21 protein-coding genes are annotated in these 26,132 nt (G+C 72.0%); 6 read left to right on the top strand and 15 right to left on the bottom strand.

The features are described from left to right. Positions 1-65 precede the first annotated feature (65 nt). From RM446_RS17480 to menB, 4 genes are all read right to left on the bottom strand, one after another. The gene (locus RM446_RS17480; RefSeq protein ID WP_311546405.1) at positions 66-866 is read right to left on the bottom strand and encodes a cupin domain-containing protein; all 801 of its coding nucleotides are present in this window, start codon (positions 864-866) and stop codon (positions 66-68) included. 54 nt (positions 867-920) lie between these two features. Continuing rightward, positions 921-2,645 carry a 2-succinyl-5-enolpyruvyl-6-hydroxy-3-cyclohexene-1-carboxylic-acid synthase gene (menD, locus tag RM446_RS17475; RefSeq protein ID WP_311546404.1) on the bottom strand — a complete coding sequence of 575 codons (1,725 nt, stop codon included), beginning with the start codon at positions 2,643-2,645 and terminating at the stop codon, positions 921-923. Positions 2,646-3,083: 438 nt separating this feature from the next. Further along, positions 3,084-4,037, bottom strand: a complete 954-nt coding sequence (locus RM446_RS17470) for an o-succinylbenzoate synthase (protein ID WP_311546403.1) — start codon at positions 4,035-4,037, stop codon at positions 3,084-3,086. Positions 4,038-4,112: 75 nt separating this feature from the next. Continuing rightward, positions 4,113-4,961 carry a 1,4-dihydroxy-2-naphthoyl-CoA synthase gene (gene menB, locus RM446_RS17465; protein ID WP_311546402.1) on the bottom strand — a complete coding sequence of 283 codons (849 nt, stop codon included), beginning with the start codon at positions 4,959-4,961 and terminating at the stop codon, positions 4,113-4,115. Between the two features lie 251 nt (positions 4,962-5,212). On the opposite strand from menB, the gene RM446_RS17460 reads away from it, so the two are divergent. The 3 genes from RM446_RS17460 (at position 5,213) to RM446_RS17450 (ending at position 8,689) form a co-directional block, all read left to right on the top strand. Next, a complete protein-coding gene (locus RM446_RS17460) occupies positions 5,213-6,382 on the top strand; it encodes an AMP-binding protein (protein WP_398695384.1) in 1,170 nt (389 codons plus the stop codon). 386 nt (positions 6,383-6,768) lie between these two features. Further along, positions 6,769-8,097 carry an RNA polymerase sigma factor gene (locus RM446_RS17455; RefSeq protein ID WP_311546400.1) on the top strand — a complete coding sequence of 443 codons (1,329 nt, stop codon included), beginning with the start codon at positions 6,769-6,771 and terminating at the stop codon, positions 8,095-8,097. A 202-nt stretch (positions 8,098-8,299) separates the two neighbouring features. Continuing rightward, complete coding sequence (locus RM446_RS17450; protein WP_311546399.1) at positions 8,300-8,689, top strand: hypothetical protein; 390 nt, start codon at positions 8,300-8,302, stop codon at positions 8,687-8,689. 33 nt (positions 8,690-8,722) lie between these two features. On the opposite strand, the gene RM446_RS17445 is transcribed toward RM446_RS17450, so the two are convergent. Further along, positions 8,723-9,085, bottom strand: a complete 363-nt coding sequence (locus tag RM446_RS17445; protein WP_311546398.1) for a GntR family transcriptional regulator — start codon at positions 9,083-9,085, stop codon at positions 8,723-8,725. Positions 9,086-9,177: 92 nt separating this feature from the next. Beyond that, a complete protein-coding gene (locus tag RM446_RS17440) occupies positions 9,178-9,573 on the bottom strand; it encodes a hypothetical protein (protein ID WP_311546397.1) in 396 nt (131 codons plus the stop codon). 142 nt (positions 9,574-9,715) lie between these two features. Here RM446_RS17440 and RM446_RS17435 point away from each other — a divergent pair, with 142 nt between their 5' ends. Next, complete coding sequence (locus RM446_RS17435) at positions 9,716-10,399, top strand: TetR/AcrR family transcriptional regulator C-terminal domain-containing protein (protein ID WP_311546396.1); 684 nt, start codon at positions 9,716-9,718, stop codon at positions 10,397-10,399. A 97-nt stretch (positions 10,400-10,496) separates the two neighbouring features. Here the strand turns inward: RM446_RS17435 and RM446_RS17430 are convergent, their stop codons facing one another. After that, complete coding sequence (locus RM446_RS17430; RefSeq protein ID WP_311546395.1) at positions 10,497-11,183, bottom strand: response regulator transcription factor; 687 nt, start codon at positions 11,181-11,183, stop codon at positions 10,497-10,499. Beyond that, positions 11,180-12,595, bottom strand: a complete 1,416-nt coding sequence (locus tag RM446_RS17425; protein ID WP_311546394.1) for a sensor histidine kinase — start codon at positions 12,593-12,595, stop codon at positions 11,180-11,182. Before RM446_RS17425 ends, RM446_RS17430 begins: the two co-directional genes overlap by 4 nt. 167 nt (positions 12,596-12,762) lie before the next feature. On the opposite strand from RM446_RS17425, the gene RM446_RS17420 reads away from it, so the two are divergent. Then, positions 12,763-13,356, top strand: coding sequence for a hypothetical protein (locus RM446_RS17420; RefSeq protein WP_311546393.1), 594 nt, complete (start codon positions 12,763-12,765; stop codon positions 13,354-13,356). Positions 13,357-13,437: 81 nt separating this feature from the next. Here RM446_RS17420 and RM446_RS17415 read toward each other — a convergent pair whose 3' ends face one another. The 7 genes from RM446_RS17415 to metH all read right to left on the bottom strand — a co-directional run bounded on the left by RM446_RS17415 (position 13,438) and on the right by metH (position 24,883). Continuing rightward, positions 13,438-15,261 carry an ABC transporter ATP-binding protein gene (locus RM446_RS17415; protein WP_311546392.1) on the bottom strand — a complete coding sequence of 608 codons (1,824 nt, stop codon included), beginning with the start codon at positions 15,259-15,261 and terminating at the stop codon, positions 13,438-13,440. Positions 15,262-15,333: 72 nt separating this feature from the next. Continuing rightward, on the bottom strand, positions 15,334-16,350 hold the full coding sequence (locus RM446_RS17410; protein ID WP_311546391.1) for an ABC transporter permease: 1,017 nt from the start codon (positions 16,348-16,350) through the stop codon (positions 15,334-15,336). Positions 16,351-16,449: 99 nt separating this feature from the next. After that, positions 16,450-18,207, bottom strand: coding sequence for an ABC transporter substrate-binding protein (locus tag RM446_RS17405; protein WP_311546390.1), 1,758 nt, complete (start codon positions 18,205-18,207; stop codon positions 16,450-16,452). 81 nt (positions 18,208-18,288) lie between these two features. After that, complete coding sequence (locus RM446_RS17400; protein ID WP_311546389.1) at positions 18,289-19,287, bottom strand: ABC transporter permease; 999 nt, start codon at positions 19,285-19,287, stop codon at positions 18,289-18,291. Positions 19,288-20,055: 768 nt separating this feature from the next. Beyond that, positions 20,056-20,568 carry a cellulose synthase gene (locus tag RM446_RS17395; RefSeq protein ID WP_311546388.1) on the bottom strand — a complete coding sequence of 171 codons (513 nt, stop codon included), beginning with the start codon at positions 20,566-20,568 and terminating at the stop codon, positions 20,056-20,058. 182 nt (positions 20,569-20,750) lie between these two features. Then, a complete protein-coding gene (locus RM446_RS17390) occupies positions 20,751-21,416 on the bottom strand; it encodes an HAD family hydrolase (protein WP_311546387.1) in 666 nt (221 codons plus the stop codon). Then, positions 21,413-24,883, bottom strand: coding sequence for a methionine synthase (gene metH / locus RM446_RS17385; protein WP_311546386.1), 3,471 nt, complete (start codon positions 24,881-24,883; stop codon positions 21,413-21,415). Before metH ends, RM446_RS17390 begins: the two co-directional genes overlap by 4 nt. A 350-nt stretch (positions 24,884-25,233) precedes the next feature. Here metH and RM446_RS17380 point away from each other — a divergent pair, with 350 nt between their 5' ends. Next, positions 25,234-26,079, top strand: coding sequence for a PAC2 family protein (locus tag RM446_RS17380; RefSeq protein WP_311546385.1), 846 nt, complete (start codon positions 25,234-25,236; stop codon positions 26,077-26,079). Positions 26,080-26,132 lie beyond the last annotated feature (53 nt).

The following is a 26,132-nucleotide window of genomic DNA, read 5'->3' as shown; positions in this document are numbered from 1 at the left end:
CGCAAACGGAAATCGCTTTCCTTCATGATGGCTGCAAAATCGACGGGGTTGGGCGGGCAACGGGTTCAGAGTCCGTCTGAGGTCTGGTCGACGGCCTCGAAGTCGGCGAAGTCGAATCCGGGCGATACGAAGCAGCTGACCAGCGCCTCCTGGTCGGCCAGCGGGTGCGCGGCCTGCCAGGTCCCGGCCGGGACCAGCGCCTGCAGCACCTGCCCGTCGTCGACGGCGGTGCCCAGGGTCAGGGTCCGCTCCCGTCCGGGGCGCTCCCCGCTGCCGCCCAGGGACAGCGCGAGCGGCCCGCCGCGGTTGAAGACCCACATCTCGTCGGAGCGAACCCGGTGCCAGCACGACCGCTCGCCGGGGTTGAGCAGAAAGTGGATGCCGGTCGCGGTGGAGCGGTCGCCCGGGTAGCCCTCGGGGCGCACCCGGACACCGGTCCTCCAGGTCTGGCGGAACCACCCGCCTTCGGGGTGGGGCAGCAGGTCGAGCCGCTCGGCCGTGGCGCTGCGCTGCTCGACCGAGACGAACACGCCTTGGGGGTCCCGGCGCAGGTAGCGCACGCCGGCCACCGCCTCGCGCGGGAGGGGACCGTAGATGTGCGGGAACAGGGCGTCGGCGGCCACTCCCGGCGGCGGGGCCGGTGCCGCGGCCTCCCACCGCACCTCGGCGTCCAGGAGTTCGGTGTCGACGACCAGGACCGCCTGGGGCTCGGCCGCCTCGGCGTAGAGGGCGTTGGCGACGGCGAGGACCGTGGCGTCGTCGGGCGAGGCGTGCACGAACCCCTCGGTTCGCAGCGACTCCGGCGCGATCGGTCCTTCGCCCTCGCGCCACGTGGCGACGTCCGTCATGTGCAACAGGTACCGCATGGTCGGAGAAACTAGCAGAGGGCGACGCGCCCGGGCGGGCGCGGCCGGCGCCGCTCAGTCCTCCAGCGCGGCCTCGACGGCCTGCTGCACGGTGCGGCGCAGCGCGGCCGAGTCGGCCCGGCCGGTACGCACCTCGACGATCCGCAGCCCCTCCCCCAGCAGCGCCTTGGGCAGGTCGGACGCCCACTCCAGATGCGTGTAGGGCACGTCGGCCATCTGGGCCACCCGCTCCATCGAGACTCCGTGCGGCGTCCCGAACAACCGCTCGAAGCGGGGGTGGCCGGCCTGTTCGAGGCCGGAGAAGATGCCGCCGCCGTCGTTGTTGACCGCGACCAGGGCCAGGTCCGGGCACGGTTCGCCGGGCCCAAGCACCAGGCCGTTCTGATCGTGCAGCATCGCCAGGTCCCCCAGCAGCGCGTAGGCGCTCCCGCCGCCCGCGCGCTGGTGGGCAAGCGCCGCGCCCACGGCGGAGGAGACCGTCCCGTCGATCCCGCTGACCCCGCGGTTGCCGATAATCCGCGCGCCGCACCGCGCGCTCATCGCCGCATCCAGGTCGCGGATGGGCATGCTCGACCCGGCGAACAGCAGCGCGCCGTTGGGCGCCTGGGCTGCCAGATCGCGCGCGAGGCGGATCTCGCTGAGCGCCTCCTCGGCGTCGAGGACGCCGTCCACCGCCGCCCGCGCCCTGCCCTCGGCCTCCTGCCAGGAGCGCGCCCACGCGGTGTCGGGCCGGGCGCCGGAGGGCGCGGCGACGGCCGGGACCGTGTCGGTGGCCGTGCGCACGGGATCGGCGAAACAGCGGTCCGCGCCCACCGCGAAGTGCCGCTCGGCGCGGCCGAGGTAGGCCAGCAGCTGGCGCGAGAGCCCGGGCCGCCCCGCGGTCACCACCAGGTCCGGCGCGTGCTCGGCCGTGAACCGCGGGGAGGCCAGCAGGTGCCGGTAGGCCGATACCGCGTCGCCGCGGCGGGCGTTGGATGTGGGCTCGGCCAGCAGCGGCCAACCGGTCTGCGCGGCCAGAGCCAGGTAGGGGATCGGGTCGTAGTCGCCGTCGCCGCAGACCACGACACCGCGCTCGACCGCCGGCAGCTCCACCGGCTCGGGGTCGCGCACCGCCGCGTGGCGCGCGATCCACGGCCGCCCCGACGCGCGCCCGACCAGTGGCTCCGGCCAGTCGTCGGCTGCTGCCAGGGCCGCGGCGACGGGGTCGGCGGTCGGCGGTGACTCGCCCGGCGCGGGCAGCGCCGTCTCGGGCACCAGCGGCTCGCGGAAGGCGAGGTTGAGGTGCACCGGCCCGGGCCGGTCCGTACCGGCCGCCGCCCACGCACGGCAGGCCAGCGACCTCCAGTAGGCGGTCATCCCCGCGACCGGCTCGGGGGTGCCCACCTCGGTGAACATCCGTACCGCCGAGCCGAACAGGCCGATCTGGTCCACCGTCTGGTTGGCGCCGGTGCCGCGCAGCTCCGGGGGGCGGTCGGCGGTGAGGACGAGCAGCGGCACGCGGCTCTCGTCGGCCTCCAGCACGGCGGGGTGGAAGTTGGCGGCCGCGGTTCCCGACGTGCACACCAGCGCGGCGGGGAGCCGCTGGGTGCGGGCCAGGCCGACGGCGAGGTAGGCGGCGGACCGCTCATCGACCCGGACGTGCGTGCGGACGTCCGGGTGGGCGGCCAGGGCCAGCGCCAGCGGCGTGGAGCGCGACCCCGGCGCGACGACGGCCTCGGACAGGCCGCACCGGGCCAGTTCGTCGACGAGGACGCGCGCCAGAGCGGTAGACGGGTTCATGCGGTCTCTCTAGTTCGTCAAAGCGTGTACAACTTTCGGGCGCACCCCGCACGGCCGTGCCCCGGTCTCCTCGGGGTGGCTCGCCCGCCCGCGCATCGGTCCGCTCGGCGCCGCGGCGCGCCCGCGTCTGCGCCCGCGTCCGGCAGAGCGTCCGGACCGTGTCGGCGCGACGTAAACGCCGGGTCTCCCGTTGTGCAACGAACGGCGGCGCGGTGTTCGTCCTTGCTGGCCGGATAACCGTCCCGAGTGTGACCGGAATCGCCATTCCCGTGCACCCGGAATCGGCGGATGCGCCGGGGCGCGGCTCCGCCCCGCTCATCCCCCTCCCCCGTCGGCGCTGTGCGCCTTCCTATCCGAAGGGGTACCCGATCTCACGCGATCAACCGGTAGAGCGGAAAAATTCGGTCAATCGCAGCCCGCCCGCGGACCGGCGCCCGCTCACCGGCGCCCGGCGTGCTCGGCGGCCTCAGCCCGGCGCAGCCACGGTCCGGCCTCCGCCTCGACGCCGGCGAGCCGGTGCTCGTCGACCGCAGGGCGCCGCACCGGAATGCAGCCGTCGCCCTCGGGTAGCAGCGGATCTGCGGTGACATCGGCCTCCAGCAGGCGCATCGTCGCGAGGCCGCAGGCGTAGGGCAGCTCGGGCAGCGCCGCGGCCAGCGCCACACCGGCGGCCAGGCCGACCGAGGTCTCCACGGCGCTGGAGACCACCACCGGCAGGCCGCAGGCGTCTGCCACCTCCAGCGCGCACCGCACCCCGCCCAGCGGCTGCACCTTGAGCACCACGATGTCGGCGGCGCCGGCGGCGCGCACGCGCAGGGGGTCCTCGGCGCGCCGGATCGACTCGTCGGCGGCGACGGGCACCGCGCTGCGGCGGCGCACCTGCGCCAGCTCCTCCAGACTCGCGCAGGGCTGCTCCACGTACTCCAGGTCGAACCGCGACAGCTCGGCCAGCATCCGCACGGCCGTGTCGACGTCCCAGCCGCCGTTGACGTCGATGCGCACCCGGCCGCTCGGGCCGAGGGCGTCGCGCACCGCCTCGACCCGCGCGACGTCCTCAGCCGGGCCCTGCCCGGCCTCGGCGACCTTCACCTTGGCCGTGGAGCATCCGCCCTCGGCCACGATGCGGGCCGCGTGCGCGGGTCCCACCGCCGGGACCGTGACGTTGACGGGGATCCGGCCGCGCACCGGGGCGGGCCAGCCCAGGTCGGCGGCCTCGCGGCAGGCGGCCCACCAGCGGGCGCACTCGGCCGGCCCGTACTCGGGGAAGGGCGAGAACTCGCCCCAGCCCGCCGGCCCGCGCACCAGCAGCCCTTCGCGCACGTCCAGGCCCCGGAACCGGGTGCGCATCGGTATCGCGTACGCGCGCGCCTCGGCCGTGCCGCTCTCGCCCAATCCGCCTCCCGCCGGAGTGTGCCTGACCTGCTCGTGTGTGCCGGGCCGCCGGCCGCCGGTGCGGACGCGCGCGTCCTAGGGGCGGCGCGGAAAGCGCTCGAACTCCGGGCGCCGCTTCTCCTTGAATGCCTCGCGGCCCTCCTGGGCCTCTTCGCTCATGTAGTAGAGCATCGTCGCGTCGCCCGCGAACTGCTGCATTCCCGCCGCTCCGTCGCTGACCGTGTTGATGGCGCCCTTGACCATGCGCAGGGCAAGCGGGGACTTCTCCAGCATCTCCCGAGCCCAGGCGACGGTCTCATCCTCCAGGCGCTCCAGCGGAACGACGGTGTTGACCAGCCCCATCTCGCGCGCCTCCTCGGCGGAGTACTGCCGGCACAGGTACCAGATCTCGCGCGCCTTCTTCAGACCCACCGTCTGGGCCAGCAGCCACGAGCCGTACCCGCCGTCGAAGGAGCCGACCTTGGGGCCGGTCTGGCCGAACCTGGCATTGTCGGCGGCGACGGTCAGGTCGCAGCAGACGTGCAGAACGTGGCCGCCGCCGATGGCATACCCGGCGACCATGCAGATGACGGGCTTGGGCAGGCGGCGGATCTGCACCTGCAGGTCGAGCACGTTCAGCCGGCCGATGCCCTGGCGGGCAACGGCGTCGTCGCCGATGTAGCCGTCGTCCCCGCGGATCTTCTGGTCTCCGCCGGAGCAGAACGCCTTGTCGCCGGCGCCGGTGAAGATGATCACGCCGACCCGGGAGTCGTCGCGCGCGGCGTTGAAGGCGTCCTGGAGCTCGAAGAGGGTCTGCGGCCGGAACGCGTTGTGGCGCTCGGGCCGGTTGATCGTGATCTTGGCGATCCCCTCGGCGGTCTCGTAGATGATGTCGGCGTACTCGCCCGACCGCTGCCACTCCACGCCACTCACGACTGCCGTCATCTCCTTCACTGCGTCCTCCGGCTTGGGCCGAGGGTCCGGCCGGCCGACGCGGCCGGGGCGGCGCCACAGGGGCCGTCTCCGCGCCCCGGACCCGTCGGAGGCCAACCCTAAACGCTCCGGCGCCCGCCGGAGCACGGCCCACCACCGCATTCGCCGCGGGCCCCGCCCACCGGGGACGGCCCCGGATCCGCCGGCGCCGGTGCAGGGCGCTAACCTTGGCGGACGTGGCGAACCGACCGTTGCAGGCGGTGATGGGCCTGGAGCCCGCACGGCTCACCGAACTGCTCTTGGACTCCCTGAACGGGCACGGCCCGGCCCTTCTGCCGCTCGACCCCGCGCTGCCGCGGCCGCGCCTGGAGGCCGTCGTGGCGGCCATGCGGCCCGCCTCGCTTCGCACCCCCGAGGGCGTCACCGACCTGCCCGAGGCCCGCGGCACCGGCGAGGACGTCGCGCTGACCGTCGCCACCTCCGGCTCCACCGGAACTCCCAAGGGCGTGGAGCTGACCGCCCCGGCCCTGCTTTCCTCGGCCCGCGCCTCGCTGCGGCGTATCGGCGCCCGGGCCGGCGACCGGTGGCTGTGCGTCCTGCCGCACGCCCACATCTCCGGGCTGCTGGTGCTGGTGCGCTCCCTGGTCGCCGGCACCGAGCCGCTCGTCCAGCCATTCGGCACCGAGGCGGCCCTGCTCGCCGCCGAGCACCACCGCCCGCACGTCTCGCTGGTGCCCACGCAGCTGCGCCGGCTGGTGGACGCGGGCGCCGACCTCTCGCACTTCGGCGCCGTGCTGGTCGGCGGCGCCGCCGCCCGCCCCGACCTGCTGGCCGCGGCGCGCGCGGCCGGCGGCCGGGTGGTCACCACCTACGGCATGAGCGAGACCTGCGGCGGATGCGTCTACGACGGCGAACCCCTGGACGGGGTGGACGTGCGCCTCGACGGAACCGGCCGCATCCTGGTGGGCGGGCCGGTCCTGTTCGCCGGATACCGCCTCGACGCCGAGGCCACCGCTGCCGCCGTCGAGCTGGGCGCGGACGGTACGCGGTGGCTGCGCACCGGCGATGCGGGGCGTTTCGACGACGACGGGCGGCTGGCCGTGCGCGGGCGACTGGACGACGTGGTCAACACCGGCGGACACAAGGTCGTCCCCGCCGAGGTCGCCGCGCTGCTGCTGGAGATGGGCTCCGTGGCCGACGCCGCCGTGGTGGGCCGCCCCGATCCCGAGTGGGGCGAGCGCGTGACCGCGGTCGTCGTGCCCGCCGACCCCGCGAACCCGCCGGGCCGGGACGAGATCCGCGCATGGGTGGCAGCCCGCATGCCCCGCTACGCCGCACCGCACGAAGTGGAGTTCCGCACCAGTCTCCCCCGGCTGACCTCGGGAAAGACCGACCTGGCCGCCCTGCGCGGGGGGCCTGTCCAGCGAGATTGACGCGGTCGCCCGCGGGCAGGATGATCGGTGACCGCGATCTTTCGGCAACGGATCCGCCTCATGGGGGAACTTCGCACGCCGGACAGGCGTCTACCAAGGCACCGAATCCAACCCCTCGCGAAGGAGGTCGGCGGTGCGGAACGGCCGGCACCGGCCCCGCGGCCCCCGCTGCGCCGCTCGCAGCACGCGGCACACCGGGCGACGCCCTTACCCGCTCGACGGAGCCGCCTGCGCCGCATCGGGGCGTGAGCTAGACCACGTCCCGCGAGATCCAATCGAGACCGGGAACATTTGACTCTCTGACACGTTAGACATAGTGGCGTGCGAACACGGCGGACTCCTTACCGCCACGCGCCTGACGTCTTGGAAGGGAGGGAGGTGCCTTCATGTCGCGCACTGCCCTAGCCACTTCTCCCACGGTGGCGGAGACCGCAGACGGCAAGGATGTCGCGTCCGCGTCTCTGGACGAGCTGATCACCAGGGGGCGCTCCCAGGGACACCTGTCCCTTGCGGAGCTCCGCGCCGCGTTCTCCGCGGCGGGCATCAGCCCGGCCGACGGCCGCTCCATCCTGCGTGAACTCGCCGACGCCGGCGTGCGGCTCGCCAACGGGGGCGGCGACGCCGCGGTGGAGTCCGTCGACGCCGACGCCGAGGACGAAGCTCTCGAAGAGGCTCTCGACACCGCACCCCGAGAGGCCGCCGAGGCCAAGTCCGAGGATAGCGAGACACTGCCCTCGCCCAGCCAGGAGCCGGAGGGCCCCGAGGCCGACCTCGACGACCAGTCGCCGGCGATGGGCGACTCCGTCCACACCTACCTCAAGGCTATCGGCCGGCGCCAGCTGCTGACGGCCGAGGAGGAGGTCGACCTCGCCAAGCGGATCGAGGCCGGGCTCTACGCCGAGTACCGCCTGGGCACCATCGAGGAATCCCCCGGTCCCGAGGACCTCACCGAAGCCGAGCACGAGGACCTCACCGAGATCGCCGAGGACGGCCGGCGCGCCAAGCAGCACATGCTGGAGGCCAACCTCCGGCTGGTCGTATCGGTCGCCAAAAAGTACAGCGACCGCGGCATGTCGCTCCTGGACGTGGTCCAGGAAGGCAACCTCGGCCTGATCCGGGCCGTGGAGAAGTTCGACTACACCAAGGGCTTCAAGTTCTCCACCTACGCCATGTGGTGGATCCGCCAGGCAATACAGCGCGGCTTCGCCGACTCGGCCCGCACCATCCGGCTTCCCGTGCACGTCCTGGAGCTGCTCAGCAAGGTGAGCCGGCTGGAGCGGGACATGCACCAGACCCTGGGCCGCGAGCCCACCCCGGAGGAGCTGGCCAAGGAGCTGGACAAGACCCCGACCCAGATCGAGGAGCTGCTCCGGGTCACCCGGCAGCCCATCAGCCTCGACTCGACCATCGGAGAGGACGGGGAGACCCGCATAGGCGACCTCATCGAGGACATCGACGCCTCCGAGGCCTCCGAGGTGGTCGACCGCCAGCTGATGGCCGACCAGCTCCGCCGCGCGCTGGACGACCTCGAACCGCGCGAGGCGACCATCATGTCGCTGCGGTTCGGACTGATGGACGGCCGCCCGCGCACCCTGGACGAGATCGGCAAGCACCTCGGGCTGACCCGCGAACGCATCCGGCAGCTGGAGAAGCAGTCGCTGTCGAAGCTGCGGCACCCGAGCCGGGCCCAGCAGCTGCTCGACTTCGCGAGCTGACCGGCTGACCGGTCACCGCCCGCGACCGACCGACACTGACCCCGTGCCCGCCTTCGTGCGGGCACGGGGTCTTTGCGCGCCCCTGCGCCCGCGCGACGCCGCCCCGGGCAGCCCCCGCGTCCGGGTCAGGGGCCCCCTGACCTTCCCCCGAGTTCCCGGCGAAGGGATGCCGATCGCCCCGCCGCCGCGAGACGATACGGATATGGCCGACGACACCGCACCCCCCGCACCCGCCCCAGGCGCCGGCGCGTCCGGCACCGACATCGCAGCCTCGCTGCGTGCCTCGCGCGAACTGGGCCCCGACTACGACGCCGCGATCGCCGCCGCGATCGTGGAGCGGCTCGACGAGGCCGTCGACGAGCGGGTCGGCCGTCGACTGGCGGAGGCCGGCATCGACCCGGCGAACCCGCGGCCCGCCGCGCGGAACGAGCCGAACTGGACGCCGCGGATGACCATGGGGCTGCTGGCCATGTGCTTCCTGATCCCGCTGACCGCGATCTGCGGCAGCTTCATGGGCGCCACCGGTGTCGTCCTCGCCATGGTGGGCACCACGCTGTTCTACCTGATCAGCATCATCGGCACGCGACGCTGACCCGCTGCGCCGGGTCCCGGTGGCGCGCGGGACTCAGCCGCGCAGCGCCGCGCGGACGATGTCGAGCGCCTCCGCCGGGTCCAGCCCGAGCTTGGCGATGACGTCGGCGTAGCTGCGGGCCGCCGCGACCGCCTCGGCGCGCTGGGCGTCGCCGTCCGCGGCGATGTAGGTGCCCGAGCGGCCGCGGGTCTCGACCACGCCGGCCTGCTCGAGCTCGCGGTAGGCGCGCGCGACGGTGTTCACGGCGACGGAGAGGGTCTCGGCCAGCGCCCGCACGGTCGGCAGTTTGTAGCCGACCGGCAGCTCGCCTTTGGCGGCCGCGTTGGCCACCGCCGCCCGTATCTGCTCATACGGGGGAACCTTCGACGTCGGGTCGATCCGGATCGCGTCCGGCATCCTCGCCCCCACTCCCTGTAACCTGCGGTGCCTACGGCGTGCGCGCGACGCCTGCTCCGATCCTCCCACCGGCAGGCAAGCCGCGCACGCCGTCAGACCGCCGCCGGGCTGAGGGGCAGGCGCTCGATCCCGTGTAGGCGGTGGTCCTCCCGGGCGGTGAGCAACCGCTCGGCCGTCTCGGTGGCGTGGCGGACCTCGGGTGTGGCCAGCCGCTTGCGGCGGTGGATCCGGTCGGTGTAGCCGCGCGGGCCGATCAGCACCCGCTCGCGTGCGTAGGCGGCGCGCATCGCCTCGGTCAGTGCGGTGTCCAGCGCGACACCGCAGCGGTGCAGCTCCTCGACTGCGGCGTCGGAGCGCTGCGCCTCGAAGAGCCGCTCCTCGGCCGCGGCGACCTCGCGGAGCAGCTCCGGCAGGCGCTCGGCCCGGGTCCGGTCCTCGGAGTGGCGCTTGCGCGCGGCGTCGTCGGCCTTCCGCTTCAACAGGGCCATGTTCGCTCCCGTGGTGTGATCGAGTGGGCAGGGGGACGGGCCGAGCTTATCGGCGATCCCACTCTAGAGGTGGGCAAGATCACCTGGCGAGTGCCACTGTTTCCGCGGCACTGCCTTTACATAGTAATCCTAGGATCGGGACGTGAGCCGAAACAACGCCGGCCTCAGCGCCGACCGCATCATCAGCGAAGCCCTGCGGATCATCGACGGCCAGGGCCTGCGCCGGTTGACCATGCGCCGCCTGGGCGACGCTCTGGAAGTGGAGGCCATGGCCGTCTACCACCACTTCCCGCTGGGCAAGGAGCAGCTCTTCGACGCGATCGTCGCCCATATCAGCGACGTCACCCGCGGGCGGGCGGGGGCGGACGGAGAGGAGGACGCAGGCCGCGGCGAGGACGGCGGGGGCGCCGCCGACGACGCGGAGGAGGACCTCGCGCCGGCCGGCGAGCGCCCCTGGGACGAGCGGCTGCGGGACTGGGCGCTGGACTACCGGCGCGCGCTGCTGGACCACGCCCAGGCGCTGCCGCTGTTCATCCACCGCCGCCCCGACACCGAAGCCGCCCTGCGCACTCTGGAACTGCACTACGCCGCCTTCACCGAAGCCGGGCTCAGCGGCGACCGGGTGGTCCAGGCCGCCGCGGCGCTGGACTCCTATGTCACCGGCGCCGTCATCCACGAGGTCCGCGCCGACGGCCTGCCGGCCCGGGAACCGGCGGCGGTCGACGGCCGGTTCCCGCTCGCGGCGGCGCTGGAGGGGGTGCGGCTCGACCCCGAGCGCCGCTTCACCGACGGCCTGAACGCCCTCCTGGGCTCGCTGCGTCCGTAGCGCCCCGGCAACCCGTGCGCGACTGCGGACCGGCCGGGAACCGCCGTCTCCGGACGCTACGCGCCACCGCCGCCGGTGGCCGGGTTCACCGCACGTCTTAAGGTGTGAGGCCCGACTCCTGGGCGACGATCGCCGCCTGCACGCGGCTGCGCAGGTCGAGCTTGGCCAGGACGCGGCTGACGTGGGTCTTGGCGGTCGGCTCGGTGATACCCAGGCGGCGGGCGAGCTGGCGGTTGGAGAGGCCCTCGCCCACGCAGGCGAGCACCTCGCGTTCGCGCGGCGTCAGCTCCGCCAGGGCGGACGCGGCCGGGCGCTCCCACCCGCCCGAGGCGGGGGTGTCCGACCGCGCGGCGGCAGCTCCGGCGGCGGAGGCGCCCGCGAACTCCCGGATGAGCCGGCGCGTGACGGCCGGTGCGATCATGCCCTCTCCGCGCGCGACCACCCGCACCGACTCGATCAGGGCGTCGGCGTCGATGTTCTTCAGCAGGAACCCGGCGGCACCGGCGCGCAGCGCACCGAACACGTACTCGTCGAGGTCGAATGTGGTCAGGATGAGGACGTCGGTGCCCGTGCCGACCAGTTCGCGGGTGGCCGTGATCCCGTCCTTACGGGGCATCCGCACGTCCATCAGGACCAGGTCGCAGCCGGTGCGGCGCGCCGCCGCCACCGCCTCCTCGCCGTCGGCGGCCTCGGCGGCCACCACGACGTCGGATGCGGACTCCAGGATCATCACCAGGCCCGAGCGCACCGCCCACTGGTCCTCGGCCACCACGACACGGATCACCGCGCACCGTTCCCTTCGTCGGCGCGGCCGCCCGCCGCACCCTCCTCGGCCTCCGCGCCGTCCGGGCGCTCCACCGGACCGGCGCCGCCGCCGATCGGCTCCCGCCGGCCGGCCCCGGGCCGCTCCTCGTCGGGCACGAGCGGGATCTCGGCACGCACGCGCCAGACCCGCCCCTCCACCGGTCCGGCGCTGAACCGCCCGCCGAGCAGCTGCACCCGCTCGCGCATCCCGGTCAGCCCCGCGCCCGCGCCGTGTCCGTCGAGCACCCCGGGCTCGCGCGCACCCTTTCCGGCGAGGCCGTTGCTGACCGTCAGCACCAGCAGCTCCCCGTCCCCGCTCGCACCGCTGTGCGCGCCGTGCCCACCCCGGGCCCCGCCGGGGTAGTCCAGGGCGATCTCGACCCGCATCGGGTCGGCGTAGCGCATGGCGTTGGTCAGCGACTCCTGCAGCACCCGATAGGCCACCGAGTCGGCACGCTGCGGCAGCGGGCGGTCGCGGCGGGTCCAGACGACGTCGACCTCCAGCCCGGCCTCCCGGGCGTCGGCCAGCAGCCGGTCGGCGTCGTCCAGCCGGGGGGTGACCGCCTCCAGCTCCGGTGCGTCCTGCGGGCCGCGCAGCACCCCGATCATGGCCCGCATCTCGGTGAGGCCGCGCAGACTGCTGTCGCGGATCACGCCCAGGATGCGGCGGGTCCGCTCGGGGTCGGACTCGCGCATCGACAGCGCCGCGGTCGACTGGACGGCGACGGCGCTGAGGTGGTTGGCGACCACGTCGTGCAGTTCGCGCGCCACCCGGCCGCGCTCCTCGGCGACCGCGTTCCGGCGGTCCAGCTCGGCCATCCGCTCGATCCGGCGCGCCCGCTCGCGTTCCAGGCTGGTGCGCAGGCGGTGCTCCCGCACGCTCAACCCGCTGACCGTCGGGCTGCCGAAGGCCAGCACGTACAGCCCGACAGCCTGCGCGACGGCCAGGGGTCCGCCGTGCAGGGCGCCGTCGGCCACCGCGAACACGAGCAGCGCGAACAGGACGACGCCGCCGGCGCACACCGCGGCCAGTACGCCGTTGGCGAGCCTGCGGCGCCCCCAGACGCACGCCGCGTAGAGAGCCTCCCCGTAGTTGATGACCACGGCGGTGGAGGGTCCGACGGCCGCGTCGGCCGCGAGCACGAGGGTCGCCGCCGCCAGGACCGCCCCGGGAGCCGTGCGCCGGAAGACCACGAGCGTGCAGCTGACGGCCAGAGTGGCCAGCAGCCACCGCGGATCGGGGCCGCCGTCGCGGTGGGTGTAGGCGCCCACGCCCCACAGCACCAGGCCCAGAGCGAGCAGGAACCCGGCCCACAGGGCACTGCCGAGGTAGGCGCGGCCGCCCAGGATCGGGTGGTCGAGCAGCTCGCGGCCCGGCGGTCGTGCTCTCACGTTTCCCATCTCAGCACGCGGCGGGCGCGGATGCGTACATCGAAGGCGGTAGGGCGATCTCCCCGCCGCCGACGATCCGCCGACGCCGGGCGCGCCCGCATCCTGGAGGCCGTTCGGCCCGGACGCCCGCTCGGGCACGGGGCCGGTTCCGTGAGGACGGGGGATGCATGGTCACAGGCGCGATCCTGGCGGTCGAGGCGCTCTTCTGGGTGTTCGTGGCGGGCGGGCTGGCGGCCCGCTACCTGGCGCGCGCCGAGCGGCTGAGCACGGTGCTGCTGCTCCTCGTGCCGGTCCTGGACGCGGTCCTGCTGGCGGTGATCGCCGTCCACCTGAGCCTGGGCGGCACGGCCGACCGGTCCCACGGATTCGGCGCCCTGTACCTGGGCTTCACGGTCGCCTACGGCCACAGCCTCATCCGGTGGGCGGACGTGCGCTTCGCCCACCGCTTCGCCGGAGGGCTGCCTCCCCAGCGCCCGCCCAAGGCCGGCGCGGCGGCGATGCGGCGCGAGGCGGCGGCGTGGCTGCGGTGCGCGGCAGCCTGCGCGATCGGCGCGGGCGTGCTGGCCGCACTGATCCTGTTCGTCGGCGACGCCGAGCGCACAGCGGCGCTGCGGGACTCGTTCGGCGTCGTGCGCGTCGTGCTGACCGGGCACACCCTGATCTCCGTGTGGATCATCGCGGAGGCGGCGACGCGCTCGCGGCGGGAGGACGGGGGCAACCCCGGCGCGGCGGACGACCGGCGCGCCGGGATCCGGCGCTGACACCCGGGAGCACACGCATGCCCCGCGGCGTGCGGGCGCCGGGTGCCCGCACGGCCGCGGCGCGTGCGCTGTGGTCCGCGACTAAGCCGCGGCGGAGCGGTGGCGCAGCTCGGCGCGGCGCGCCCGGTGCTTCTTGGCCTCGACGGGGTCGAGGACCGGAGCCGCCGCCAGGAGCTCGCGGGTGTAGTCGTGCTGGGGCGACTCGTAGACGGCGTCGCTGTCGTTGAGCTCGACGACCTCGCCCTTGCGCATGACCGCGACCCGGTCGCTGACCTGGCGGACCACGGCCAGGTCGTGGGCGACGAAGATGTAGGTCAGGTCGAAGTCGTCCTGGAGCTCGTCCAGCAGGCGCAGCACCTGGTCCTGGGTCGAGACGTCCAGGGCCGAGACCGGCTCGTCGCAGATGACCAGCTTGGGGCGCAGGATGAGAGCGCGGGCGATGGCGATGCGCTGGCGCTGCCCGCCGGAGAACGCGTGGGGGAAGCGGTTGTAGTGCGAGGCCTCCAGTCCGACGCGCTCCAGCAGCTCCTGGACCTTGCGCTGGATCTCCTTGGTGTTGTTCTCGCCCTGCACCCGCAGCCCGGCGCCGATGCTGTCGCCGATGGTCACGCGCGGGTTCAGCGACGAGTAGGGGTTCTGGAAGATCATCTGGATGTCGCGGCGCAGCGGGCGCAGCTTGCGCTCCGCCAGCCGGGTGATGTCGCGGCCCTCGAAGTGGATCTGCCCGGAGGTGGGCGTGAGGAGCCGGGTGACCATCCGCGACAGGGTGCTCTTGCCGGACCCGGACTCGCCGACGATGCCCAGCGTCTCGCCCTGGTACAGGTCGAAGGAGACGTCGTCGACGGCGTAGAAGTCACTGGCCCGCCCCAGCAGGCCGCCCCGGACCTTGAAGCTCATGCGGGCGTTGCGCACCGTTAGCAGCGGCGCGTCCGCGGACTCGCCGCTCTTCTCGGGCTTGGCGGCGGCCCCGGTGCGCTGCGGGGCGGCTCCGCCGTCGGCGGAGCCCACGCGCCGGCGCGCCTCATGGGCCTTCTTCGCCTGCTCACCCAGCCCTTCGGACGCGGGCTGCTCGCGCTCGGCGCGCACCTGTGCGCGGCGCTGGGCGCGGGACATGTCCACCCGCGGCACCGCCGCCAGGAGCGACTTGGTGTAGGGGTGCTCCGGTTCGGCCAGAACGCGGCGCACGTCGCCGCGCTCGACGATGTCGCCGTTCTGCATCACCAGCACTTCGTCGACCGAGCCCGCCACCACCGCGAGGTCGTGGCTGACCAGGATCAGCGACATGCCGAGGTCGCTGCGCAGATCGTCGAGCAGGTCCAGGATCTGGGCCTGGACGGTGACGTCGAGTGCGGTGGTGATCTCGTCGGCCAGCAGCACCGTCGGGTCGCACATGAGGCCCATGGCGATCAGCGCGCGCTGGCGCATGCCGCCGGAGAACTCGTGCGGGTAGGAGTTGATCCGCTTGGCCGCGTTGGGGATGCCCACCCGGTCCAGCGACTCGATCGCGCGCTTGCGGGCGTCGGCGCTGGAGACGCCGGGGCGGTGCACCTTCAGCGCCTCGACGAGCTGGTTGCCGATGGTGTACTGCGGGTGCAGCGACGACATCGGGTCCTGGAAGACCATCGCGATGTCGTTGCCCCGCATGTCGCGCACCACGGTGTCGCTCGCGGCGCCCAGGCTCTTGCCGGTGACGGTGATGTCCCCGGTGACGTCGGCGTTGGTGCCTCGGTGCAGGCCCATCAGGGCCAGGGACGTGGCACTCTTGCCGGACCCGGACTCGCCGACGATGCCGACCGCGCCGCCCTTGGGGACCTCGAAGGAGATCCCGTTGACCGCGGTGATCCGGCCCTCGAGAGTGGGGAACGTGATCCGCAGATCGCTGACGCTGACGACCGGATCGGTCATGGCCGCCTCACCTTCGGTGCGTTTCGCCCTCGCGGGCGTGTTTGCGGTACTCGACATGCTCGCCTCCCCGCCTCAGGCGCCCACGCGCACGCGGGGGTCGACCCAGGCGTAGAGCACGTCGACGATCAGGTTGCAGATGACCACGAAGACCGCGGTGATCATGGTGACGCCCAGCACCACCGGCAGGTCGTTGCCGCGGATCGCGTCGACGGCGAACTTGCCCAGACCGGGCAGGGAGAACGTGCTCTCGGTGAGCACCGCGCCGCCGAGCATCAGCCCGAAGTCCAGGCCGAAGATGGTGATGATGGGGGTCAGCGCGGCGCGCAGGCCGTGCTTGGTGACGACCCTGCGCTCGGCGAGCCCCTTGGCGCGGGCGGTGCGGATGAAGTCCTCGCCCATGGTGTCGAGCATCCCGGCGCGGGTCAGCCGCGCGTACATCGCGGCGTAGAGGAACGCCAGGGTGATCCACGGCAGGACCAGACCGTGCGCCCACGCCAGCGGGTTGTCGGTGAAGTGGGTGAAGCTGCCGCCCGGCGGGAAGATCGGCCAGTAGTAGCTGAACAGCGCCAGGGACACCAGGCCGGTGAAGAAGATCGGCAGCGACACGCCGGCCAGCGCGGTCATCATCGCGGCGCGGTCCAGCACGGAGCCGCGGCGCAGTGCGGAGAGCACGCCGATGGACACGCCCGCGACCACCCAGATGACCGCGGCGCCGATCGCGAGGGAGCCGGTCACCGGCAATCGGTCCATCAGCTGGGGCCAGACCTCGGTGTTGGTCTTGAAGGAGTAGCCGAAGCAGGGGGCGTCGCAGTGGATGACGTCGGCCCCGCTGTCGTACTCCTGGCCCATCACCAGACCGGAGACGAACTCCCAGTACTGCACGGTGATCGGCTCGTCCAGATTCAGCCGCTCCTTGACCGCGGCGATCGCCTCGGGGCTGGGCGACTTGCCGATGTAGCGGGCCGCCAGCCCGTCGGAGTCGATGCCGGCGAGCCGGGGCACCAGGAAGAAGATCGCGAACACGACCATGGTGACCACGAGCAGCAGGACGACGCCCGCGGCCAAGCGGCGGAAAATGTATCGGATCACAGCGGGCGGCCGAAGCCTTCACCTGCCTTGCTACACGAGTGAGGTATGCCGGGGGCGGGGCTGGTTGCCTGCCCGCGCCCGTCTCAGACCGGGGTCGTGCTAGTTCTGCTCCAGCCCCAGCGCGGAGTAGTCGTACATCTTGTACGCCTCGCTGAAGTAGACGTTGCTCAGGCTCTCGGGCCGGTAGAGCAGCGCCTTCTGGTTCAGGTAGGGCAGGAACGTCGCCGACTCCATCGCCAGGGAGTTGACGTCGGCGTAGATCTTCTCGCGGCCCGCTGCCTCCTCGGTGACAGCCGCCTCGTCGAGCAGGTCGTTGACCTCGGGGTCGTCGAGCTCGGAGAGGTTGGAGTTGCCGGCGGGCTTGATGGAGTCGCCGTGCATGATCTGCGACATGAAGCCGTAGCCGGAGGGCCAGTCGGCACCCCAGCCGTAGGCGATGATGCCCAGTTCTTCGCGCTTGACGAACTCAGGGGAGCCCGCCTGCTCGCTGGTGTAAGTGCCGGCCGGGTAGCCCTTCAGGTCGGTCTTGATGCCGTACTTCTGCAGGGACTGCTGCAGGGCCTCGGCGGTCTTCTTCTCCTTGTCGCGGTCGGAGCGGTAGGAGATGTTGGTGGAGAAGCCGTCGGGCATGCCGCACTCTTCGAGGGCCGCTTCGGTCTTCTTCTTGCTGCCCTTGTTGCCCTTGGTGCCGTAGGGGTCGATGTCCTTGTAGCCCGGGATGGAGGGCGGCAGCATGTTGGTGGCGATGTCGCCGGCGATGGAACCGCCCCAGGCGCCCTGCATAGCGGTCTTGTCGGCGGCGTAGAGGATCGCCTCGCGGCAGGACTTCTTGTCGAACGGCTTCACGTTGGGGTTGATCGCGAAGTACAGCAGGAAGCCGGTCTGCGGGTTGTCGGCGTTGGCCTTCAGCTCTTCGCTGCGCAGGATGTCCTGGCGGGCGGAGGCCTCGACGCCGAGTCCGGCGACGTCGACGTGCAGGTCACCGTTGATCAGGCGCTTGTCCCGGTCGTTCTCCTCCTGCTTGAACTGCACCTGGACCTTGTCCGGGCGGTTGCGGGTCAGCGGGTCGCTCTCGGGGTCGTACTCCTCGTTGCGGACGAGGTTGAGCTGCTGGCCGGGCGTCCACTCGCTCTCGAACTTGTAGGGCCCGCTGGAGACGACGTTGGTCTGGTACTGGTCGCCGGTGTCGGCGTCGGCCGGAACCGGAGCCGTCTGCGGCATGGCGGCCAGGTAGTCGAACTCCGCGAACGGCTTCTTGAGGTGGAACTCGACGGTCCGGTCGTCGGGGGTGGTGACGCCCTTGAAGTCGTCGAGGTTCTCGTCCTTGTAGGGGCCCTCGTAGCCGCCGGCGTCCAGCAGCTGGAAGAAGTAGTTCGGGCCCTTGTTCAGCACCTCGGGGGCGAAGTTGCTGCGCGCGATGGCGTACTTCACGTCCTCGGACGTGATCTTGGAGCCGTCCTGGAACTTCAGGCCCTTCTTGAGGGTGTAGGTCCAGGTCAGACCGTCGTCGCTGACCTCACCGAGATCGGTGGCCATGTCCGGGACGGGCTCCTGGCCCTTGTCGCCCGGCTTCTGGGGGTAGGTCACCAGGGTGCGGGCGTAGTAGCGCGTGAAGTCCCAGTTGGCGGCGTAATAGGTGTTGCCGGGGTCCAGCGAGTCGAACTGATCGGAGTGGGCGTACTTGAGGGTGCCGCCCTGCTCCGTGCTCTCGTCGACGACGCTGCTGATGGCGGAGTCGTCGACGGAGATGTCGCTGCCGCCGCTACCGCTTTCGTTGCCGCCTCCGCCTCCGCAGGCGGTCAGGAGCATCGCCACCGATGTGCCGGCGGCGGCGAGGCCCAGCCATTTCTTACTCACTGGCGTTTGCCTTTCTCTACGCGAACAATGGTGCGGGCACCGATCGGGTGCTCGGACACCTGGGGTGATCCTTTGGTGGGGTCAGGACTGGGTGCGGGGGTCGAGCGCGTCGCGCAGACCGTCGCCGAAGAGGTTGAACGCCAGCACCGTCAAGAAGATCGCCAGGCCGGGGGCCAGCATGAAGTTCGGTGCGGAGTCGTAGTAGTCGACCGCTTCGGAGAGCATGCCGCCCCATGTGGCTGTGGGCGGCTCGACGCCGACGCCGAGGAAGGACAGCGCGGCCTCGAAGAGGATGTTGGTGGGGATCAGCAGCGTGGAGTACACCAGGATGGGCGCCACCAGGTTGGGCAGCAGTTCCTTGCGGAGGATGTAGAGGTTGCTCGCCCCGAGGCTGCGCGACGCCTCGACGAACTCGCGTTCGCGCAGGCTCAGGGTCTGGCCGCGGATGATGCGGCCGATGTAGGGCCAGTTGAAGAACCCGATGATGAACACCAGGATCGCGATGCGCAGGGCGTTGTCCTCGAGTCCGAACGCGGCGTCGGGCAGCACGCCGACGAGCGCCATCGCGAACAGCAGCAGCGGGAATGCCAGGAAGATGTCCATCAGGCGACTGATCAGGGAGTCGACCAAGCCGCCGAAGTAGCCGGCGATGATGCCCATGATCGTACCGAGGACCACCGAGACGAGGGTGGCCAGGAAGCCGATGAGCATGGAGATCCGGGCGCCGTAGACGATGCGGCTGAAGATGTCGCGGCCGGTCACCGGCTCGACGCCGAAGAGGTAGTCGCCGCTCATGCCGCCCATGCCGCCCAGGGGCATGCCGAGCGCGGGGTCGATCGTCTCGCGGTTCCACTGGTTCGGCGGGTGGCCGAGCAGGGTCACGATCAGGGGCGCGAACAGCGCGATCAGCGCCATCAGGACGACGAATGCGCCGCCGGTCATGGCGACCTTGTCCTTGCGGAGCCGCATCCAGGCGATCTGGCCCAGGGACCGGCCGCGGTCGCGCACGCCTCCTTGTTGGGCGACCGCGTCGGGATGGGCCTCTTCGGCCCCGCCCGGTACGTCCAAAGGCGCGGTCATAGCACCACTACTCCCCCACTAGTCCCGCTCTGTGCGGCGGCACAGTCTTCTCCGTTCGGACAGCCGGCGATACCCGGCACACCCGTGCGACGGCGCGACGGGTGTGCGCGCACGCCTGGATTCCGCGCTGGCACGAGCCGTGGAGGGTGACTCCATGGCCCGTGTGTGACGGACGTGGCCGCCGAGCCCGCAATCCGTGGACATATGCGCGGTTACAGTCAGCCCGACGCGGCACGGCGATTAATGTACGCCGCAATTCAGCACCGAACGTCCAGAATCCGGCGATGTATCCCAATCGTGACGTGAGCACCACAGATCCGTCACTCGACGCGAACTGACCTTACGCACCGGCGTCAGGACCGAGTGTGCATCACGGCAACCAGCGCATTGAACTCGCACATGCAGGTCGGGGCCCTCGCGGCGGCCTCACGACATGATAAACGTAAAATAAGGACAACCCTCACGCCAGGCGGGTAAATTTACTCCGCCGGCCGTCCGGGGCCGCCGAGCCGAGCGCACGGAAATGGCGGTCAGGGGGTTGTTTCCCGGCCTCGCAGCGGGCTGGGGAGAATGGTGCCAGAGGGGCGTGCGGCGTCGTCGGGATGCGCCCCGCGGACGCCTGGATACCGGCGCGGGAGCGTGTCCGGACACGCCTCCGCGGGCGCTCGCCCGCGCCCAGCGGGTCGGCCGGCCCGGGAGCGGGCGCACCCGGCTTCAGCCGCGGCGCGTTCCGCTCCGCGGCCCTGCGTGCCGCCTCCGCTGCTGCCGCTACTCGATCCCGTGCTTGCGCAGCAGGTCCTCGATGTCGCCGAAGTCGTCGTCGCCGCCCTGCTTGGGCTTAGCCGCCTGCTTGCCCTGGCCTTGCCCCGGGGCGCCGGCGGCGCCCGCGGTCCCGCCGCTCGCGGAGGTGATACCGGCGGCCGGACCGCCGCCCTGCTCGGCCGCGGCGGAACCGGACCCCTTGCGCACGCCCACTCCGCGCGCGCGCATGACGCCCGAGACCACCCACAGCACGACCGCCAGGCCGGCCACGACGACGCCGGCCCACACGATGGGGTTGAAGGCCAAGGAGACGAAGAACCCGACCAGGTCGGCGACGAGCCGCCAGAGGATCGTCATGAGCCCCATGAGGCCTGCGGCCAGCGGCAGCAGCGACCACGCGACGCCGCGCAGCCCGGAGGCGGCGCCGCGGCGCCGCCAGAGCACCCACGAGACGATCAGCCCCACGACGGTGAGTGCGGCTCCCAGCATCGGACCTGCGATGGGCAACTGTTCCGGCATGTTTCCAGTGTCGCATCCGCGTCCAGGGCCGCACATCGGGCGAGTCCCCTAGGGACCCCCGCGGCGCGGGAGAGCGGGGCGTGGAGCGGGCAGGACCGCCCCCGGTGCCGCGGAGGCCGGTGTGTGGCAACGCGCCGCACGGCGAAAGGCCGTCCGTGCAGCAGGAGGTACCGCTACGGCGGTCAGGCCGCTACGAGGGACCCGACCCAGTCCAGGTCCACACCCGCCAGCGACTCCAGCACGTGCAGCCGCCCGCCGGGGGTGAAGGCGACCTGGTCGACCACGGCGACCGTCGCGCAGCCCGCCGCCAGAGCGGAGGCCACGCCCACCTCGGAGTCCTCGAACGCAACGCAGCGCGCCGGTTCGGCGCCCAGCATCCGAGCGGCCGTGAGATAGGGAGCGGGGTCGGGCTTGTTGGCCGCGACCTCGTCGCCGGCGACCGAGACGTCGAAGCTGTCGACCCCGATCGCGCCGATCGCCGAGTCGACCAGCGCCCGCTCCGTGGAGGTGACCAGCGCCGAGGGAACGCCGGACGCCGCGACCCGGGCGACCAGCTCCTTGGCTCCCGGGCGAGGTTCGGCGCCGCCGGCGAGCAGGCGGGCGAACTCCGCCTGCAGCCGGTCGGCGACGTCGTGCGCGCCGGCGCGCGCACCGGCCCGCTCGATCATGTAGCGGGCCACCGGCACGGCGGCTCCCCCGATGCTGCGGCGGTGGTCCTGCGCGGTCCACTCGCCGCCGAGGGAGGCCGCCGTGGCCGACTCGGCCCGCCCCCACAGGTGTTCGCTGTCGATCAGGGTGCCGTCCATGTCGAACAGGACTGCCTGCAGGGGCGCGCCGATAGCGGTCATACGTTGAAGTATTTCGCCTCCGGGTGATGAATGACGATCGCGTCGGTTGCCTGTTCGGGAACGAGCTGGAACTCCTCGGACAACGTGACGCCGACGCGCTCGGGCTCCAGCAGCTTCATCACCTTGGCGCGGTCCTCCAGGTCCGGGCATGCTCCATAGCCCAGGGAGAACCGTGCGCCCCGGTAGCCCAGCTTGAAGAACGAGTCGAGGTCCTCGGGGTCCTCGCCCGCGAAGCCCAGGTCCGAGCGGATGCGCGTGTGCCAGTACTCGGCCAGCGCCTCGGTCAGCTGCACCGAGAGCCCGTGCAGCTCCAGGTAGTCGCGGTAGGCGTTCTTCTCGAACAGCTCCTGGGTCGCCCCGCTGATCGCCGAGCCGACGGTCACGACCTGCAGCGGCAGCACGTCGAGCTCGCCCGACTCCTTGGGCCGGAAGAAGTCCGAGAGGCAGAGGTGGCGGTCGCGGCGCTGGCGCGGGAAGGTGAAGCGGACGCGCTCGCCGCCCTCCTCGTCCAGCACGACCAGGTCGTCGCCCTCGCTGTAGCAGGGGAAGTACCCGTAGACCACCGCGGCCTCCAGCAGGCCGTCGGTCTGGATGCGGTCCAGCCAGGCCCGCATGCGCGGCCGGCCCTCGGTCTCGACCAGCTCCTCGTAGCTGGGGCCGTCGCCCTTCTTGGAGCCCTTCAGGCCCCACTGGCCCATGAACGTCGCCCGCTCGTCCAGGAAGGCGGTGTACTCGGCCAGCGGGATGCCCTTGCTGATCCGGTCGCCCCAGAACGGCGGAGTGGGCAGCGGGTTGTCGGTGGCCACGTCGCTGCGCGCGGGCATGTCCTCGGGCGCGGTGACCTCCAGCTTCGCGCCGCCCTTGACCTTGCGCTGGCGCAGCGCGGGAAGCTCGGCGCCCTCGACGCCGCGCTTGACGGCCATGAAGGCGTCCATCAGGCGCAGGCCCTCGAAGGCGTCGCGCGCGTAGCGCACCTCGCCGTCGAACAGCCCGGCGAGGTCCTCCTCGACGAAGGAGCGGGTGAGCGCCGCGCCGCCCAGCAGCACCGGGTAGCTCTCGGAGATGCCCCGGGAGTTCATCTCCTCCAGGTTCTCCTTCATGATCACCGTGGACTTCACCAGCAGCCCGGACATGCCGATGATGTCGGCCTTCTGCTCCTCGGCGGTCTCCAGGATCGTCGAGACCGGCTGCTTGATGCCCAGGTTCACGACGTCGTAGCCGTTGTTGGAGAGGATGATGTCGACGAGGTTCTTGCCGATGTCGTGCACGTCGCCCTTGACGGTGGCGAGCACGATGCGGCCCTTGCCGTCGTCGTCCGACTTCTCCATGTGCGGTTCGAGGTGGGCCACGGCCGACTTCATCACCTCGGCCGACTTCAGCACGAAGGGCAGCTGCATCTCGCCGGAGCCGAACAGCTCGCCGACGACCTTCATGCCGGCCAGCAGAGTGTCGTTGACGATCTGCAGTGCCGGCCGCTCGGCCAGCGCCTCGTCCAGGTCGGCCTCGATGCCGGCCATCTCGCCGTCGATGATCCGGCGCTCCAGCCGGTCCCACAGCGGCAGCGCGGCCAGCTCCTCGGCGCGCGAGGCCTTCATCGCCTGCGCGTCGACACCCTCGAACAGGTCAAGGTACTTCGACAGCGGGTCGTAGTCGCCCTCGCGCCGGTCGTAGATCATGTCCAGGGCGACCTGGCGCTGCTCGTCGGGGATCCTGTTCATCGGCAGGATCTTCGAGGCGTGCACGATGGCCGAGGTCAGCCCGGCCTCGACGCACTCGTGCAGGAACACCGAGTTCAGCACGATGCGCGCGGCCGGATTGAGGCCGAAGGAGAGGTTCGACAGGCCCAGCGTGGTCTGCACGCCCGGGTAGAGCCGGTTGATCTCCTTGATGGCCTCCAGGGTCTCGATGCCGTCGCGCCGGGTCTCGTCCTGGCCGGTGGCGATGGGGAAGGTCAGCGCGTCGATGATGATGTCCTCGCGCCGCATGCCCCACTCGCCGGTGAGCTCCTCGATGAGGCGGGAGGCCACGCGCACCTTCCACTCGGCGGTGCGGGCCTGGCCCTCCTCGTCGATGGTCAGGCCGACGACGGCCGCGCCGTGCTCCTTGATGACCGGCATCAGCCGCTTCATCCGGGAGTCCGGGCCGTCGCCGTCCTCGTAGTTGACGGAGTTGATCACCGCGCGGCCGCCGAGCATCTCCAGCCCGGCCTCGATCACCGCGGGCTCGGTGGAGTCCAGCATGATCGGCAGTGTGGAGGCCGTGGCCATCCGCGAGGCCAGCTCGCGCATGTCGGCGCTGCCGTCGCGGCCCACGTAGTCGACGTTGAGGTCGAGCATGTGGGCGCCGTCGCGGATCTGGTCGCGCGCGATCTCCACGCAGTCGTCGAAGCGCTCCTCCACCATCGCCTCGCGGAACACCTTCGAACCGTTGGCGTTGGTGCGCTCGCCCACGGCGAGGTAGCTGGTGTCCTGGCGGAAGGGCACGCTCTGGTACAAGGAGGCCGCGGCGGCGGCGTCGGAGGCGTTGCGCTCCTTGACGCCGCGCCCGCCGACACGCTCGACGACCTGGCGCAGGTGCTCGGGCGTGGTGCCGCAGCAGCCGCCCGCGATGGACAGCCCGAACTCGCCGGTGAATGAGTCGTGGGCGTCGGCGAGCTCGCTGGGCTGCAGCGGGTAGACGGCGCCGTCGGCGCCGAGCTCGGGCAGGCCGGCGTTGGGCATGCAGGAGATGGGCACGCGCGAGTGCTGGGAGAGGTAGCGCAGGTGCTCGCTCATCTCGGCCGGGCCGGTGGCGCAGTTGATCCCGATGACGTCGATGTCCAGCGGCTCCAAGGAGGTCAGCGCGGCGCCGATCTCCGAGCCCAGCAGCATGGTGCCGGTGGTTTCGATGGTCACCTGGGCGATGATCGGGATGTCGACGCCCTTGGCCCGCCGTGCCCGTTGCGCGGCGATCACGGCCGCCTTCGTCTGCAGCAGGTCCTGGCAGGTCTCGATGAGGATGGCGTCGGCGCCGCCCTCGATGAGGCCGATGTGGCACTGCTCGTAGTAGTCGCGGATGGTGGCGAAGTCGATGTGTCCGAGGGTGGGCAGCTTCGTCCCGGGCCCGGCCGAGCCGAGGACGTATCGGGGATGGTCGGGGGTGGTGTACTCGTCTGCGACCTCGCGGGCCAGGCGTGCGCCGGCCTCGGCGAGCTCATACGTGCGTTCGGGGATGTCGTATTCTCCGAGCGCGGCGTAGTTGGTGCCGAAGGTGTTGGTCTCGACACAGTCAACGCCGACGTCGTAGAAGGCCGCGTGCGTGGCACGTACCACGTCGGGCCGAGTCACGTTGAGGATCTCGTTGCAGCCTTCGAGCCCGTTGAAGTCGTCGAGTGACAGATCATGGGCCTGAAGCATCGTGCCCATCGCGCCGTCAGCGATGATGACACGTTGAGCGAGGGCATCACGGAAGGAGAGTCGAGAACTCATAATCTTCAACTGTAGTGTCGGCCGTCTTGCGCGGCGGGGCGAGGGGGTGCCCCCTCGCCATTTCTCAGACGAACGAGCAGGTCAGGCGGTGTGCGTTCAGCGCCGGGCACCTGTGCCGTCCGCTGTGGAACAAACGCGCGGCGCCGGTCGGTTATGCCGGTGAAGCCCGGAGCCATAGGGTGGTCGTGGTCCGCTGCGCGGGACGCGCGGCGCCGGGCGGCCGGTTGGCTGTCGCCGCCGCGGACTCTCGTGGTAGGGCTGGACCGCGCGTGGGCTTCACGCGCGGTCGATCCGACGACTGACCCCGGATCCGCCGCACAGGGCGCCCGGGATACGTGAGGAGGCGGTCAGTGGCCGAGCTCGACAGCGCACCCGAGCTCGTCGAGCCTGTCATGGTTGCCGCGTTCGAGGGCTGGAACGACGCCGGAGAAGCCGCGAGCGCGGTCATCGAGCACTTGGCCTCGACCTGGGACGCCGACGAGCTGCTCGCGCTGCAGCCCGACGACTACTACGACTTCCAGGTATCGCGCCCGCGCGCGACCGTCGTCGACGGCGAGCACCGCGGCATCTCCTGGCCGGCCACGCGCGTTTCGGTCGCCCGCCCCAAGGGCGCCCGCAACGACGTGGTGCTGGTCAGCGGTCCCGAACCGAACATGCGCTGGCGCGGATTCGCCGGCGACCTGCTTTCCATCGCCCGCGAGCTGGGAGTGCGCCGGATCGTGCTGGTGGGTGCCCTGCTGGCCGACTCCCCGCACACCCGCCCGGTGCCGGTGACCGGCTCCACATCCCCCAGCGCGCTGCGCGGTTCGCTGCACTTGGAGCCCACCTCTTATGAGGGCCCCACCGGGATCCTGGGTGTGCTGCACGACGCCTTCGACTCCGCCGGGCTGGAGGCGGTGTCGCTGTGGGCCGCCGTGCCGCACTACGTCGCCCAGCCGCCCTGCCCCAAGGGGACCCTCGCGCTGCTGCGCCGCGTCGAGGACGTGCTCGACCTCACCGTGCCGATGGGCGATCTGCCCGAGGAAGCGCGCGCCTGGGAGCGCGGCGTCGACGAGCTCGCCTCCGAGGACGACGACATCGCCGGCTACGTCCGCAGCCTGGAAGAAGCCAAGGACGCCGCCGACCTGCCCGAGGCCACCGGCGAGGCCATCGCCCGCGAGTTCGAGCGCTACCTCAAGCGCCGCGGCCGCGGCTGAGGCCGCAAGCGCCCCGGGCCCGCTCCCTGCCCCGCCTGCTGACGCGGCGGGGA

It is taken from the genome of Streptomonospora wellingtoniae, assembly GCF_031845375.1.
GTDB classification, from domain to species: domain Bacteria; phylum Actinomycetota; class Actinomycetes; order Streptosporangiales; family Streptosporangiaceae; genus Streptomonospora; species Streptomonospora wellingtoniae.
The sequence above is the reverse complement of the archived record's forward strand: the minus strand, read 5'-3'. Positions and strand labels throughout refer to the sequence as shown.

Coding starts and splice junctions, on each gene's coding strand:
- RM446_RS17420 (WP_311546393.1), top strand. CDS start 12,763: ATGGTCACAGGCGCGATCCTGGCGGTCGAGGCGCTCTTCTGGGTGTTC.
- RM446_RS17460 (WP_398695384.1), top strand. CDS start 5,213: ATGGGCCTGGAGCCCGCACGGCTCACCGAACTGCTCTTGGACTCCCTG.
- menD (WP_311546404.1), bottom strand. CDS start 2,645: ATGAACCCGTCTACCGCTCTGGCGCGCGTCCTCGTCGACGAACTGGCC.
- RM446_RS17455 (WP_311546400.1), top strand. CDS start 6,769: ATGTCGCGCACTGCCCTAGCCACTTCTCCCACGGTGGCGGAGACCGCA.
- RM446_RS17480 (WP_311546405.1), bottom strand. CDS start 866: ATGCGGTACCTGTTGCACATGACGGACGTCGCCACGTGGCGCGAGGGC.
- metH (WP_311546386.1), bottom strand. CDS start 24,883: ATGAGTTCTCGACTCTCCTTCCGTGATGCCCTCGCTCAACGTGTCATC.
- RM446_RS17395 (WP_311546388.1), bottom strand. CDS start 20,568: ATGCCGGAACAGTTGCCCATCGCAGGTCCGATGCTGGGAGCCGCACTC.
- RM446_RS17390 (WP_311546387.1), bottom strand. CDS start 21,416: ATGACCGCTATCGGCGCGCCCCTGCAGGCAGTCCTGTTCGACATGGAC.
- RM446_RS17445 (WP_311546398.1), bottom strand. CDS start 9,085: ATGCCGGACGCGATCCGGATCGACCCGACGTCGAAGGTTCCCCCGTAT.
- menB (WP_311546402.1), bottom strand. CDS start 4,961: ATGACGGCAGTCGTGAGTGGCGTGGAGTGGCAGCGGTCGGGCGAGTAC.
- RM446_RS17450 (WP_311546399.1), top strand. CDS start 8,300: ATGGCCGACGACACCGCACCCCCCGCACCCGCCCCAGGCGCCGGCGCG.
- RM446_RS17415 (WP_311546392.1), bottom strand. CDS start 15,261: ATGACCGATCCGGTCGTCAGCGTCAGCGATCTGCGGATCACGTTCCCC.
- RM446_RS17440 (WP_311546397.1), bottom strand. CDS start 9,573: ATGGCCCTGTTGAAGCGGAAGGCCGACGACGCCGCGCGCAAGCGCCAC.
- RM446_RS17400 (WP_311546389.1), bottom strand. CDS start 19,287: ATGACCGCGCCTTTGGACGTACCGGGCGGGGCCGAAGAGGCCCATCCC.